Genomic DNA, 13,777 nt, shown 5'->3' with positions numbered 1-13,777 from the left:
GCAACCGAGGAAACGCTCAACACGCTGCAAGTGCTTGTTGCAAAACGGTACACAGGCTGTCCAAACGTTTTCCCCTGCTTATCCACAGCTTGCGTTGGATAAGTTAGCTGTACGATTAGCCGCTGTCGCATAGAATGTCGTTTTTCGCCGCCTTCGGCTTCCAAGACGGTGTATTTTTGAGATAGTACAAACGGTTTCATCCGCGGTTGGACGAAGCTACCCCACACACGCAACGGGTGTACTCCGGCAGGCAGCCGCCGGCATTGCACCAAAGCGGTAAATAAACGATCGAAGATTATGAGCGAAGGCGTATACGGAGAACAGGCAGCCGGGCGAGTGACCCACAGCCTCTTGCGATTGAGCACGGCGATGCGAAGCCAGGCTTGGGAATGGGCGGAAGGCGCGGGCCTTACGCCGACCCAGGGCGAGATCCTCGTGCTGTTGATGCAACGTAAGGGGCCGATGCGTCTCGGCGAAATCGCGCGTGAAACGGCGCTGACTGCCGCGACCACCAGCGATGCGGTCAGCACGCTCGAGACCAAGGGCCTCGTCGAAAAGCGTCGCGCACTCGACGACGGTCGCGCGCTCGCGGTACGTCTGACCTCGCGTGGCCGCACCGCTGCCAAACGCGCCGCGCAATGGCCGGACTTCCTCTCGAAGGCGGTCGGCACGCTGCGCGACGACGAGCAGTCCGTGTTCTATCGCACGCTGCTCAAGACCATCTATCAGCTCGAAGCGCAAAACACGATTCCGTCGCATCGTATGTGCCTGAGCTGCACGCATTTCCAGCCGAGCAAGAATCCGAAGAAGACGCCGCATCACTGCGCGCTGCTCGACCTGAACATGTTGGACACCGATGTGCGTCTCGACTGCTCCGTGCATGAAACGGCGGACGTCGCCACCCAGAAGAAGACCTGGAAGATCTTCGCCCAATAACAGGCGTCTTCCTGGGCAATCCGCTAACATGGCCTGGCCGGCGACGGCGGGCGGTATGCGCCGCCTGCTTGCCGGCTGGTGCCGTGCAAGGATAAAGTCGTTGGCGGCAGGTCGTTAGTCAACCTGAAGATAGGGCAGGCCGATGAATCGGGAAGTACTCGCCATCCGCCATGTGCACTTCGAGGATCTGGGCAGTCTCGAGCTCGTGCTCGGCGAGCGCGGGCGTCCGGTCCGTTATCTCGATGTGGGCGTTGCCCGTATCGAGGCGCCCAATCCGGTTGCCGCGTCGCTGATGGTCGTGCTGGGCGGCCCCATCAGCGCTACCGACGACGCGCTGTACCCCACGCTCGCGCCGCTGCTGTCGTTGATCGAAAAACGCATCGCGGCCGGCCTGCCGACACTCGGTATCTGCCTTGGCGCACAACTGATCGCGCGGGCGCTCGGTGCGCGCGTCTACCCCGCGGCTCAGGCCGAACTCGGCTGGACGCCGCTCAGGCTGACCGATGCCGGCCGCGCCTCGCCGCTGCGTCATCTCGATGGCGCTCATACCTCGATGCTGCATTGGCACGGCGACACCTTCGATCTGCCGGCCAACGCGACCCGTCTGGCATCGACTCCGGCTTGCGAGAATCAGGCCTTCGCATGGGGCGATCACGTACTGGGCTTACAGTGTCATCCCGAGATCCGCACCGATCGGTTCGAACCTTGGCTGATAGGGAATGCGAACGAACTCTCGGGCCACGGCATCGACGCGCGTCAGTTGCGCGCCGACACCGGCCGATACGGTCCCGTGCTCGAAGCCGCCGCGTGCCGCATGTTCGGCGAATGGCTCGATCACGTCGAGACGCAAGCCTGAATGGCTAGCCGAATGGCGACGTAAGCGTCCAGCCAGGTGCCACGTTCATGCAGTAAACCGCGTGCGGTGCTATCCTCGATCGCTCTCGGGCTTTCACTGGGCGTAATCCATGAGCGCGCTTTTCTCTCCGCTCACGCTGCGTAGCGTGACGCTTCCCAATCGGATCGTCGTCTCCCCGATGTGCCAGTACTCCGCCGAACGCGGCGAAGCGACCGCCTGGCACATGATTCACCTCGGCGGTCTCGCGCTGTCCGGCGCGGGCATGCTGTGCATCGAAGCAACCGCCGTCGAGCCGGACGGGCGCATCACCCCCGGCGATCTCGGCTTGTGGGACGACGCGACCGAAGAGGCGCTCGTGCCGGTGCTGGCCGCGATCCGCAAGCATTCGCACGTCAACGTGACGATGCAACTGGCGCACGCGGGCCGCAAGGCATCGAGCCACGTGCCGTGGGAAGGCGGCCAGCTGATTTCGGTGTCGCAAGGCGGGTGGCTGCCGCATGCGCCGTCGGCGCTGCCGCACAAGCCGGGCGAGGAGCCGCCGCTCGCGCTCGATGTCGTCGGCCTGAACCGGATTCGCGAGGCGTTCGCCGCGTCCGCGCGGCGTGCCGCGCGTCTTGGCATCGATGCGCTCGAAGTGCATGCCGCCCATGGCTATCTGCTGCATCAGTTCCTGTCGCCGATCGCCAATCAGCGCACCGACGACTACGGCGGCTCGGTCGAAAACCGCATGCGTTTTCCGCTCGAAATCTTCGACATCGTGCGTGCCGCATTTCCTGCCGACAAACCGGTCGGCGTGCGCGTGTCGGCGACGGACTGGGTCGAAGGCGGCTGGACGCTCGAAGACACGATCGCGTTTGCACACGAGCTGGAAAAGCGCGGCTGCGACTGGATCGACGTGTCGTCGGGCGGTGTCTCGCCGCTGCAGCAAATTCCGCTCGAGCCGGGCTATCAGATTCCGTTCGCGAAGGCGGTCAAGCACGCAACCGGTCTGACGACGATCGGCGTCGGACTCATCACTGATCCGCTGCACGCCGAGCAGCTGATCGAAGCGGGCGATGCCGATCTGATCGCGCTGGCTCGCGCGCTGCTCTATAACCCCCGCTGGCCGTGGCACGCCGCCGCTAACCTCGGTGCGACCGTCGAAGCGCCGCCGCAGTACTGGCGTTCACAACCGCGTGAGCAGAAAGCGCTGTTCGGCGACATTTCGTTTGGTCAACGGTGACGCCCGTCGCACGTTGAACGAACGCATCGGCTGACGGTTGAAGGAAGCCGTGGACAACGTGTAGGATGCCGGTTGTGGCGCGGTGCGCGTCGCAAGTCGACGCGGCGCTTTCAGGGCGCCGCGTTTGCTATTCGCGTCAGAAAAAAGCCGCGCGCACGACGTGCCTGACGATTGCCAGATTTGATTCCCCAGTTCTTCACAAGGATTCATTCAATGAATTCACGCAGGATCGCCGTGCGCCGTTCGGGTGTGCACGGCAAAGGCGTGTTTGCTCTCGAACCGATCGCGGCCGGCGAGCGACTGATCGAATACAAGGGCGAGCGGATTACCTGGAAAGAAGCGTTGCGCCGCCATCCGCATAATCCGGCTGAACCGAATCACACGTTTTATTTCGCGCTGGATAACGGCAAGGTCATCGACGGCAAGGTGAACGGCAATAGCGCGCGCTGGATCAATCATTCATGCGCGCCGAACTGCGAAGCCGAGGAAATCGACGGACACGTGTACGTGCATGCGGTGCGCGATATCGCGGAGGGCGAGGAAGTCTTTTACGACTACGGCCTCGTGATCGACGCGCGTCAGACGAAAAAGCTGAAAAAGGAATACGAATGCCGCTGCGGCGCGCGCAAGTGCCGCGGCACGATGCTGGCGCCGCCGCAGAAGGGCAAGGGCGGCGGCAAGTCGGGTAAAGGCGCCGACAAGGGGGAAAAGTCGAGCAAATCGGCGAAGAAATCGAAGAAGAAATGAGCCGCGGGTCGCTGCGCGGCGGTAGCTGTCTGCGCTGATCGAAGCGCTGAGGCGAACGCCGCCGCGGCAGCCGGGCAAACCTTCTACAAATCGACCGGCGCCGAGTGCGCCGGTTTTTTCGTGGCGCGCCGTGCGTTGGCATCGTTGGCGGTGGCAGCGCCTGCGGACGCACCGGGCGGCAGCAACGGAATCCTCACGATAAAGCGTGCGCCGCCCTCCGGTGCGTCCTCGTAATGCACGCTGCCATGATGCAGCACCATGATGTCGTGGACGATCGCGAGGCCCAGACCCGCGCCGCTGTCGACGCCCGCCTCGGTCTGCCCGTCGCCGCGGAAGAATCGCTTGAACAGATCCGACTGCTGCGAACGCGGCACGCCCGGCCCGTTGTCTTCGACGACGATCTCGGCCATGCGCAGATCGTCGATCAGCGTCTGCGAAACTGTGACCGTGATACGCCCGCCGTCGGCCCGCGAAGGCGGCACATACTTCAGCGCGTTATCGAGCAGATTCGCGATCACTTCATGGAGCAGCACAGGGTTGCCGCGCGCCATCAGCGGGTCATCGTTGGACGGATCGTCGAGACGCTGGAAGCCGAGGTCCACGTGTACCGGTAGCGCGCGCGGCACCCATTCGGCGCCGGTGTCGAACGCGAGCGCGGCCATGTCGACATTGACGAAGCGGGCCGCCTGTTCGCCCGGCTCGGCGCGCGCGAGCGACAGCAATTGATTCGACAGCCGCACGGCGCGATCGGCCGCGGCGCGCAGTTCGCGCACGGCAGCGAGCGTCTGCTGCGGATCGCGTGCGACGACCGCCTGCTCCGCATGCAGCTTCACGGCGGTGAGCGGCGTGCGCAGCTGATGCGCGGCATCGGCGATGAATTTACGTTGCGCATCGAGGGCGGCTTTCAGACGATCGAGCAACGCGTTCAGCGCGCCCGTCAGCGGACGGATCTCGACCGGCACATAGGTTTCGTCGACCGGCTCGAGCGACGTGTGCGTTTGCCGGTTCAGTGAATCGGCGAGCGCCGTCAGCGGATTGAGCTGCTGATTGACGACGCGCCACACGATCACCCAGCCGGCTAGCAGCAGCAGCAATAACGGCATCATGATCGCGACGAGGAACTCGGCGGCGATGCGGAAGCGGTGATGCACGGGCTGGCCGACTTCGACGACGATCGGATTACCGCTCGGCTGATCGACGCGCACCTGAGCGACCCGCACGGTCACGCCTTCGTGCTGCGTCTCGAACACGTACGCGTAATGCATGCGGCGCACGTTGGTGCCTTGCAGCGGCAGATTGTGATCGCCGGCGATTTCGGTGTCGCCGGTGCTGATCCGGTAGACCAGATGTTCGACCGGGTCGGAGAACATCGCCTGCGCGAGCGGCGGCACCGTGATCGGCGCTTCCGGTCCGGCAATCTGGATCTGTTTGGAGATCGCGGTCGCGAGGTCCGCGAGCGAACGGTCGACCACGTGCTGCGTGTACTGCCATGCGAGCCAGTAAGCGATCAGGCCGCTCATCAGCGCGAGCAGCGACAGGGGAGCAGCGAGGCGCCGCAGCAGCGTGCGGCGCAGACTATTGGCGGCCGGCTGGTGCATGATCGAACGCGCGGGAAAGTTGTGACTGCGGTGGCAACTGCGGTAGTAATGGCGCGAGGCGCCTTGAGACGGCCCGGGGCCCGGCACAAGGCGCCTCGGGCACAGCCGATGCGCGGCGCCGCTCCGGGGCCGTCAGGCCGCGACGCAATGCGCGGCCTTCACGACGATTATGCGGCCTGGCGAATTTCCTGCAACAGGTAGCCAAAGCCACGCACGGTGACGATTTCGACACGGCAGTTCTCGAGCTTCTTGCGCACGCGGTGCACGTAGACTTCGATCGCGGTATCGCCGAGGTCGCCGCCGAAGTGTGTCAGATGATCCTGTAGTTGCGCCTTGCTGACGACGCGGCCATGACGCAGCAGCAGCATTTCGAGCACCGCGAATTCGCGCGGCGACAGTTCGAGCGGTTTGTCGTCGTTGAAGATGCGGCGGTCGACGCCCGACAGCCGCACGCCGCCCAGCGACACTTCCGGACGCGGCATGTCACCGTGAGGACCGCTGCGGCGCATCACCGCGCGAATACGCGCTTCGAGCTCGGCCGGCTCGAACGGCTTCAGCATGTAGTCGTCCGCGCCCGAGTTCAGGCCTTGCACGCGGTCGTTCAGTTCGTCGCGCGCGGTCAGGATGATCACCGGCGTGTGACGGTTGCTCTGGCGGAAACGCGACAGCAGCGTCATGCCGTCGATGCCTGGCAGACCCAGATCGAGGATCACGAGTTCGTGGCGATTTTGCGTGAGGGCCTGCTCGGCAAAGATGCCGTCATGGACCATGTCGACGGTGAAGCCGGCTTGTTCGAGACTGCTTTGGATGCCGCGCGCGATGGGGCGGTCATCTTCGATCAGAAGGAGTCGCATGGATTTCGCTCAAGTACAATGGGTTTAGGCGTTTGGGCAAGCGGTTCGCCGGGGCGCCTGCTACACAGCCAGCGTGCGAAGCGGCGGCAGACGCGCCACGAAGCAGCTGTCGAGCCGAATCGAAGCACCGTGCCAGCCATCACGAAGTCATGTCCGAGATCAGCATTCACGAACTGGAAGCCGCGATCAACTTCTGGCGCACCCGCTCACCTTCAAGCGGCGACGAACACGTTCTGTGCAAGGAGGCAAGCGCGCTCTCCAAGCCGTATGCGCTGCTGATTGTACAGCGTCAGCAGTCGCTATCACTCGATCGTTTCGACCCGATTGCACGGCAGGCCTGGGAAGCTTACGTTCAACTTAACAATAGCCTGTAGAACTGAAGGTTTGCCTAAGGAATTGCCTGCATTGTCCTTTCATGGTCACCTGATTAGGCGGCGAGTTATGCATAAACACGCATAAAGGCCCGTAATTATTGGTATTACATAGTAATCCCGTCGATGAATGCGGCAAGCGCGATGTCGCGTTCGGTCACGCCGTTCGCTTCATGGGTGGACAGCGTGATGTCGACCTTGTTGTACACGTTGAACCACTCGGGATGGTGGTCCATCTCCTGCGCCTTGATCGCGACGCGCGTCATGAAGCCGAAGGCCTCGTTGAAGTCGGCGAACTCGAACGCGCGGCGAATCGCATCGCGCTCAGCCACGCTTTGCCAGCCATTCAGTTTCGCCAGTTGCTGGGTTCGCTCGTCGGAAGTCAGTTTCTGAATCATGGTGTTACCTCGCTCGTCGAACTCGCTCGCCGGCAGGCGGACGAATCCGTCATTTTTTCATGGTTGCGCAACGCTCGCCGCACGCTGGGCCGGATCGGTTTGCGATGGCTTTTCGTTCAAACGTCGCCGCCGGTGTTCCAACCCTCGCGGATTCCGCGCGTAATCACGCAGTCGCCGTCGAACAGGTCGCCCGCCGCGTAGGCAGGTGCGTTGGCGAGCTTCGTCAGCAGCGGCGCGAAGTCGGTTTGCGCGACGTGGAAAAGTTGCGCGAAGTCATCGATGACGAAATATTGTTGGAACGTATCGATGCGATAACGCGTGCGCATCACGCGTTCCAGCGCGAAGCCGAGTCGGTTCGGCGCTGCGCTTCGCTGGCTATCCAGCGTCTCCGCCTTGCTCGAAACGATGCCCGCGCCGTAGATCTTCACGCCGTTCGGACTCGGGTCATCGCGGATCAGCCCGAACTCCACTGTGTACCAATAGACCCGCGCGAGCAGCGGCAGCGGGCCGTAGCGCTCAAGCGGGCTGATCGATCGTGAAGTCGGCGCGGGTCTCGAGACGGCGTCGAACTGTTCCTTGAGTTTGGCGGTGCTGGCGGTGGACATGGCGAGGCTGCTGCAAGACGAATTGCCTGAAATTGGCGTATGCGAGTGTAGAGCGGAGCACGTGCGGAAAGGGCGCAAGTTTCGCGTATAAGCGGATGGTTATGCGATAATCGTGCGCTAAATGGCAGATTAATGCGGGATATCACCATGCTTGAACTCGACCACTTCGATCTCGCGCTGCTCGACGTGCTGCAGCGCTTCGGCCGCGCCACGCATCAGCAGTTGGCGGAGCAGGTGCCGCTGTCGCCGTCGCAGATCGGGCGACGCCTGCAACGGCTGGAACAGGTCGGTGTGGTGGATGGCTATCGCGTCGTGCTGCGGCCCGAAAAGCTTGGGCTTGGCGTCACCGCTTTCACGAGCCTGAAGCTGAAGCATCACGGCGATTCGATCATCGAGCAGTTTCAGCAGCAGATCGACTTGCTGCCCGAAGTGCTCGAATGTCACGCGGTCGTCGGCGATGCCGACTATCTGCTGCGCATCGTCGTGCCGGATCTGAATTACCTGTCGACCTTCGTGATGAAGAAGCTGATGCGCGTGCCGGGTGTCGATAGCGTGCGCTCGAATATCGTGCTGACCACGTTCAAGCGCAACGGGCCGTTGCCGCTCGGGCATCTGGCGCCGGGGGCGGCGGCGGTTTGAGGGTTCGAAGCCGTTGCCGGCAGTGCCGACTGACAGGAAGAGGGAGCCGCGCATGCCTTGCCGCGGCCCCTGCGGTGGCGGGATCTCTATGCCGCCCGCTGCGGCTCGTCGTCGGCATTCAGCAGATCGACATACGCGACCGGCACCAGATCCGCTTCCGATACGCCAAGGCTCTTGAACATCGCTTGTGCTTCCGCGTGGCCGCCTTCTTCGTCGTCGTCCTGCGCGAGCACCACTTCGAGTTCGACGAAATCGCCGAGACCGTCGACGCGATCCAGATGAATCCGCGTGCGCCCGCTCAGATATACGTGCCGCTCTTTCGAGACGATGCCGCGCGTGGTCAGCGCGGTCGCGAGCAGCGCATGCATCGCTTCGGGATTCGTCACCGGACTGCGCGTGTAGTACGACGCCTTCGGGCCGTCGCGGTCGTCGCGCTGATAGAAGATCAGCTCGGCCGGCGTGCCGTCGTCGAACTGGCGCAGCTTCAGGCGGCCGCGCGGCACGTCGTAGAAAAAGTCCTGCTGGCGGAAGATCAGCGGCGCGTCCGTCGCGAGCTGTGCGGCGCGCTCGCGCAGTTGGTCGAAATGCTGGGCGCGGGCTTTGATTTCGATGTTGCGTGCCATGTCAGGCTCCTGTGGATGGGGGAAGTGACCGGCGGCTCCGGAGTTGCTGGTGTTGCCGGGCGGAGGCCGCCGGGAAGGACGAAGCCAGGCGGAACGGAAAGGTGCGAGGGCGCTGCGCGAGCGCAAACCGCTAATCTAGCAAAAACTTCGTGACGGAGCGGTTTCAGCTCGGCGGACAAGTAGAGAGGGCGGGCATTAGCGAGGCTCATATCGCAACGCGTCAGACCGTCCCCGCTCAAATCGCCCACTGCTGTTCGATCAGCTTCAACGCCGCCGCGATCGCTGGCTCGTCCTTGCGCTCGTCGAGCGTGATGAAGCTCAGCTGCGTCGGCACCGTTATGCCATCGACGATCGTCAGCGCGTGCGCATGCGCCTCCGCGATCGCGGTTGCATCGCGCGCAAGCGTGAGACCGACGCCCGATTTGACCAGATCGAGCATCGACGGCTCCTGGTCCACCTCGGCCACCTTGACCGGCTTCACACCCGCTTCGCCGAAACAGCGCGACAGCAGCCGGTTGTGCGCGGACGCCGGCGGCGTCCAGATCCACGGCAGCGCCGCGAGCGAGCGCCAGTCTCGCGCACCCTTCACGCGATCTTTCCAGCCCGCCGGCGCGAGCACGCGATACTGGAAATGCGTGAGCGTGACCGCGTGAAACGTGACGCCGTCACACGTGTCGTCGTCGGCGGGCAGGCCAATGTAATAGCCGACGTCGAGCTCGCCCGCGCAAATCTGTTCGCGCACCCAGCCCGACATGCCGTGGCGCAGCGCGGTTTCGATCTGCGGCCAGGTCTCGACGAGCTGCTTCAGGAAACCGCCGAGGCGCAAAAACTCCGGGTCGAGAATGGTGCCGATGCGCAGGCGCCCGCGTACTTCCTGGCGCAGCGTCTGCGCCGCCCGCTGCACGTCGGCTGCCGCGCCGAGCGCGCGTTCGGCATGCGGCAGCAGCGCCTGGCCGTCGCGTGTCAGCGCGAGCCCGTGCGAAGTCCGCGTGAACAGCGTCACGCCGAGCGTCTCCTGCAAGTGCTTGATTTGCAGGCTGACGGCAGGTTGGGTCAGATGCAGTTGCACCGCGGCACGCGTAAGGTTGCCCTCGCGTGCGACGGTGACGAAGGCCCTAAGGAGAGTCAGATCCATATGCTGATATTAGCGCGGCTTATAGCGCAGTTGAGCATTACTCATTGGATTTGTCGCTCGTAAGGGCCGTACGCTTGGTGTTCAGCACGCTTGTGCGCGCGGCATCGAGCGCGAAGCGGAAGATTTCACAGGAAAGAGGAACGAGATGAGCGAGACATATTCCAACGCAACCGCGCAGGACGAAGCCGCACGCAGCGCGGCGAGTGCACGCGCGCTGAGCCATTTCATCAACGGCAAGACCGTCGAAGGCACGAGCGGGCGCTTCGGCGACGTCTTCAATCCGGCGCTCGGCAGCGTCAGCGCGCGCGTGCCGCTCGCGAGCGTCGCCGAGGTGGACGCCGCGGTCGCTGCCGCCAAAGCCGCGTTTCCCGCCTGGAGCGAAACCGCGCCGATCAAACGCGCGCGGGTGCTGTTCAAGTTCAAGGAACTGCTCGACCGTCATCACGATGAGCTCGCGGAGCTGATCACGCGCGAGCACGGCAAGGTGTTTTCCGACGCCAAGGGCGAGGTGATGCGCGGCATCGAGATCGTCGAATTCGCGTGCGGCATCCCGAATCTGCTGAAGACCGATTTCACCGATCAGATTGGGGGCGGCATCGACAACTGGAATCTGCGGCAGCCGCTCGGCGTGGTCGCGGGCATCACGCCGTTCAATTTCCCGATGATGGTGCCGTGCTGGATGTTCCCCGTCGCGCTCGCGTGCGGCAACACCTTCGTGCTGAAACCGTCCGAACGCGATCCGTCCGCGTCGAACCGGCTCGCCGAACTGCTGAAGGAAGCCGGCCTGCCGGACGGCGTGTTCAACGTCGTGCACGGCGACAAGGTCGCGGTCGACGCGCTGCTCGTGCATCCGGAAGTCAGCGCGCTGTCGTTCGTCGGCTCCACGCCGATCGCCGAATACATCTACACCGAAGGCACGAAGCGCGGCAAGCGCGTGCAGGCGTTGGGCGGTGCCAAGAATCACCTCGTCGTAATGCCCGACGCCGATCTCGACCAGGCCGTCGACGCCCTGATCGGCGCCGCCTACGGCTCGGCCGGCGAGCGCTGCATGGCGATTTCGGTGGCGGTCGCGGTGGGGCATATCGCCGATGAGCTGATCGAGCGTCTGACGCCGCGCGTGAAGAACCTGAAGATCCTCAACGGCATGGAAGCGGCGGCCGAGATGGGGCCGCTCGTCACCGGCGCGCATCGCGACAAGGTGCTCGGCTATATCGACGCTGGCGTCGCCGCGGGCGCGAAGCTCGTCGTCGATGGGCGCGGTCATCAGGTCGCGGGGCACGAGAAGGGTTTCTTCCTCGGCGGCACGCTGTTCGACGACGTGTTACCCGACATGAAGATCTACCGCGAGGAGATTTTCGGACCGGTGCTATGCGTCGTGCGCGTGCCCGACTTCGCCTCCGCGGTCGAACTGATCAACGCGAATCAGTTTGCGAACGGCGTGTCGCTGTTCACGTCCGACGGCGGCATTGCACGCGCGTTTTCCCGGCAGATCGAGATCGGCATGGTCGGCATCAACGTGCCGATTCCCGTGCCGATGGCCTGGCATTCGTTCGGCGGCTGGAAGAAGTCGCTGTTCGGCGATCATCATGCGTACGGCGAGGAAGGCGTGCGGTTTTACACGCGCTACAAGAGCATCATGCAGCGCTGGCCTGACAGCATCGCGAAGGGCGCCGAATTCACGATGCCGGTCGCCAAATAAGCTGGCGGCTTTGCGCGGCATCAAGTCGGCAAGCGCGCCAGGAAAACAATAAATGCGCAATAAAAGCGCAATAAAAGCGCTTCGCGGCGCACGCGTGGAAGCGATCGAGCAGCCACGCGTGCGCCGCAAAAATGCTTGGGAGGCTGAACGATGAGTCATACCGACAGTACGCCTCGCGCCGCACGGCGACTCGAAGGCGAGTTCGACTACGTCATCGTCGGCGCGGGTACCGCCGGCTGCGTGCTGGCGAACCGGCTCACCGAAGATCCCGACATCCACGTGCTGCTGCTCGAAGCCGGGGGGAAGGACGACTATCACTGGATTCACGTGCCGGTCGGCTACCTGTATTGCATCGGCAATCCGCGCACGGACTGGCTGTACAAGACCCAAACCGAGCCGGGTCTGAACGGCCGCACGCTGTCGTATCCGCGCGGGCGTGTGCTCGGCGGCAGTTCGTCGATCAACGGCATGATCTACATGCGCGGTCAGCGGGAAGACTACGACGAGTGGGCGCGTGTGACGAACGACAGGACGTGGTCCTGGAACGCGGTGCTGCCGGTCTTCAGGCGCAGCGAGGATCACCACGGCGGCGCCAACGAAGCGCACGGCGCGGGCGGACCGTGGCGCGTCGAGAAGCAGCGCCTCAAATGGAAGATTCTCGAAGAGTTCGCGCAAGCCGCGCAGCAAACCGGCATCCCCGCCACCGACGATTTCAATCGCGGCGATAACACCGGTGTCGGCTACTTCGACGTCAACCAGAAGCGTGGCATTCGCTGGAATGCGTCGAAGGCATTTTTGCGGCCCGCGTTGAAGCGGGAGAACCTTACTGTCATCACCGGTGCCCACACGCAGCGTGTCGTGTTCGATGGCCGCCGCTGCACCGGAGTCGAATATCGTGGCGGCGAGGTCGACTATCTCGCCAAAGCGCGTTGCGAAGTGATCCTTTCCGCCGGCGCGGTCAACTCGCCGCAACTGCTCGAATTGTCCGGTGTCGGCAATGGCGCGCGTCTGCAGAATCTCGGCATCGAGGTCGTTCAGGATCTGCGCGGTGTCGGTGAAAATCTGCAGGACCATCTGCAACTGCGCATGGCGTATCAGGTGCAGGGCGTGCGCACGCTGAATACGATGTCCGCGCACTGGTGGGGCAAGCTGATGATCGGCATGCAGTACGCGTTGTTTCAGAGTGGACCCATGTCGATGTCGCCGTCGCAACTCGGCGCGTTCGCGAAGTCCGACGCCGACGATCGCTCGCTGTCGCGACCCGATCTCGAGTATCACGTGCAGCCTTTGTCGCTTGATCGCTTCGGGGAACCGCTGCATCGCTTCAATGCGTTCACGGCTTCGGTGTGTCAGCTGCGCCCCACGTCGCGCGGCAGCATTCATATTGCGTCGGCCGATGCTTGCGCGCCACCGTTGATCGCGCCGAACTATCTGTCGACCGACTACGACCGCCGCGTCGCCGCGAACGCGCTACGTCTGACGCGTCGCATCGTCGCGGCGCCCGCGCTCGCGCGCTATCAGCCGCGGGAGATCCTGCCGGGCCTCCAGTATCAAAGTGAAGAAGAATTGCAGCAGGCCGCGGGCGCGGTCGGCACGACGATCTTCCATCCGGTCGGCACCTGCCGCATGGGCACGACCGACGATCCCGCCGCGGTCGTCGACACCCGGCTACGAGTTATCGGAGTCGAGGGCTTGCGTGTCGTCGATGCGTCGGTGATGCCCAACATCACGTCAGGTAACACCAATTCGCCGACGCTGATGATCGCCGAGCGCGCCAGCGACATGATCCGCGAGGATCGTCGCGCGCGCGTGAGCGGCAGCATGGCCGCGCATACCGGTGTTGCCGCGTCGATGTCAGCTGTGTGACATGACTCGGTGAGCGCACCAGTCAGGTTTTCCGCCGCGTACGTGAAGCGTGTGAATCGCGCGTCACATACGCACGGCGCGGGCCTCGTTCCCTAAGTGCAAATCCCAATGATTGCGCTGCATCATTGGCGCGACAATGGCAGCCATGCTGCGTGCCGCGCCATGGCTCACCGTCCGGATTGGTGCAGCACGCCAACGAGCGGCAAGGGGTGCCGCAAAAATAACAAG

13 protein-coding genes and 1 pseudogene are annotated in these 13,777 nt (G+C 63.7%); 8 read left to right on the top strand and 6 right to left on the bottom strand.

Annotated features, from left to right (window positions below):
• Positions 1-297 precede the first annotated feature (297 nt).
• The 4 genes from F6X37_RS17895 to F6X37_RS17880 all read left to right on the top strand — a co-directional run bounded on the left by F6X37_RS17895 (position 298) and on the right by F6X37_RS17880 (position 3,761).
• Positions 298-936, top strand: coding sequence for a MarR family winged helix-turn-helix transcriptional regulator (locus F6X37_RS17895; protein ID WP_090802348.1), 639 nt, complete (start codon positions 298-300; stop codon positions 934-936).
• A 142-nt stretch (positions 937-1,078) separates the two neighbouring features.
• Entirely contained in the window at positions 1,079-1,792 is a 714-nt protein-coding gene (locus F6X37_RS17890) for a glutamine amidotransferase (RefSeq protein ID WP_187612241.1), read from the top strand.
• A 109-nt stretch (positions 1,793-1,901) separates the two neighbouring features.
• Complete coding sequence (locus tag F6X37_RS17885) at positions 1,902-3,014, top strand: NADH:flavin oxidoreductase/NADH oxidase (protein ID WP_184036845.1); 1,113 nt, start codon at positions 1,902-1,904, stop codon at positions 3,012-3,014.
• Positions 3,015-3,227: 213 nt separating this feature from the next.
• Complete coding sequence (locus F6X37_RS17880) at positions 3,228-3,761, top strand: SET domain-containing protein (protein ID WP_187612240.1); 534 nt, start codon at positions 3,228-3,230, stop codon at positions 3,759-3,761.
• Positions 3,762-3,844: 83 nt separating this feature from the next.
• On the opposite strand, the gene F6X37_RS17875 is transcribed toward F6X37_RS17880, so the two are convergent.
• A complete protein-coding gene (locus F6X37_RS17875; RefSeq protein WP_187612239.1) occupies positions 3,845-5,359 on the bottom strand; it encodes a sensor histidine kinase in 1,515 nt (504 codons plus the stop codon).
• A gap of 167 nt (positions 5,360-5,526) precedes the next feature.
• Positions 5,527-6,213 (bottom strand): response regulator transcription factor, encoded by a 687-nt coding sequence (locus F6X37_RS17870; RefSeq protein ID WP_013090980.1) that lies wholly within the window; start codon positions 6,211-6,213, stop codon positions 5,527-5,529.
• A gap of 149 nt (positions 6,214-6,362) precedes the next feature.
• Between F6X37_RS17870 and F6X37_RS17865 the strand changes: the two genes are divergently transcribed.
• Positions 6,363-6,587, top strand: coding sequence for a DUF3717 domain-containing protein (locus F6X37_RS17865; RefSeq protein WP_187612238.1), 225 nt, complete (start codon positions 6,363-6,365; stop codon positions 6,585-6,587).
• A gap of 104 nt (positions 6,588-6,691) precedes the next feature.
• Here the strand turns inward: F6X37_RS17865 and F6X37_RS17860 are convergent, their stop codons facing one another.
• Both F6X37_RS17860 and F6X37_RS36395 read right to left on the bottom strand, forming a co-directional pair.
• Complete coding sequence (locus tag F6X37_RS17860; RefSeq protein WP_187612237.1) at positions 6,692-6,982, bottom strand: 4a-hydroxytetrahydrobiopterin dehydratase; 291 nt, start codon at positions 6,980-6,982, stop codon at positions 6,692-6,694.
• A gap of 116 nt (positions 6,983-7,098) precedes the next feature.
• A pseudogene (locus tag F6X37_RS36395) lies at positions 7,099-7,491 on the bottom strand (phenylalanine 4-monooxygenase); the annotation flags it as partial.
• A 243-nt stretch (positions 7,492-7,734) separates the two neighbouring features.
• Here F6X37_RS36395 and F6X37_RS17850 point away from each other — a divergent pair.
• Positions 7,735-8,226, top strand: a complete 492-nt coding sequence (locus F6X37_RS17850) for an Lrp/AsnC family transcriptional regulator (protein ID WP_187612236.1) — start codon at positions 7,735-7,737, stop codon at positions 8,224-8,226.
• An 86-nt stretch (positions 8,227-8,312) separates the two neighbouring features.
• Here F6X37_RS17850 and F6X37_RS17845 read toward each other — a convergent pair whose 3' ends face one another.
• Positions 8,313-8,849 (bottom strand): class IV adenylate cyclase, encoded by a 537-nt coding sequence (locus F6X37_RS17845; protein ID WP_184051682.1) that lies wholly within the window; start codon positions 8,847-8,849, stop codon positions 8,313-8,315.
• Positions 8,850-9,084: 235 nt separating this feature from the next.
• Entirely contained in the window at positions 9,085-9,984 is a 900-nt protein-coding gene (locus F6X37_RS17840; protein ID WP_187612235.1) for a LysR family transcriptional regulator, read from the bottom strand.
• Between the two features lie 145 nt (positions 9,985-10,129).
• Between F6X37_RS17840 and F6X37_RS17835 the strand changes: the two genes are divergently transcribed.
• Complete coding sequence (locus tag F6X37_RS17835) at positions 10,130-11,683, top strand: CoA-acylating methylmalonate-semialdehyde dehydrogenase (protein WP_262419954.1); 1,554 nt, start codon at positions 10,130-10,132, stop codon at positions 11,681-11,683.
• Between the two features lie 150 nt (positions 11,684-11,833).
• Positions 11,834-13,549 (top strand): GMC family oxidoreductase, encoded by a 1,716-nt coding sequence (locus F6X37_RS17830; RefSeq protein ID WP_187612234.1) that lies wholly within the window; start codon positions 11,834-11,836, stop codon positions 13,547-13,549.
• The last annotated feature ends 228 nt before the right edge of the window (positions 13,550-13,777 follow it).

It is taken from the genome of Paraburkholderia sp. 31.1, from assembly GCF_014397645.1.
Taxonomy (GTDB): Bacteria; Pseudomonadota; Gammaproteobacteria; order Burkholderiales; family Burkholderiaceae; genus Paraburkholderia; species Paraburkholderia tuberum.
Note: the sequence above shows the minus strand (reverse complement) of the source record. Positions and strands in the feature narration are given on the sequence as shown.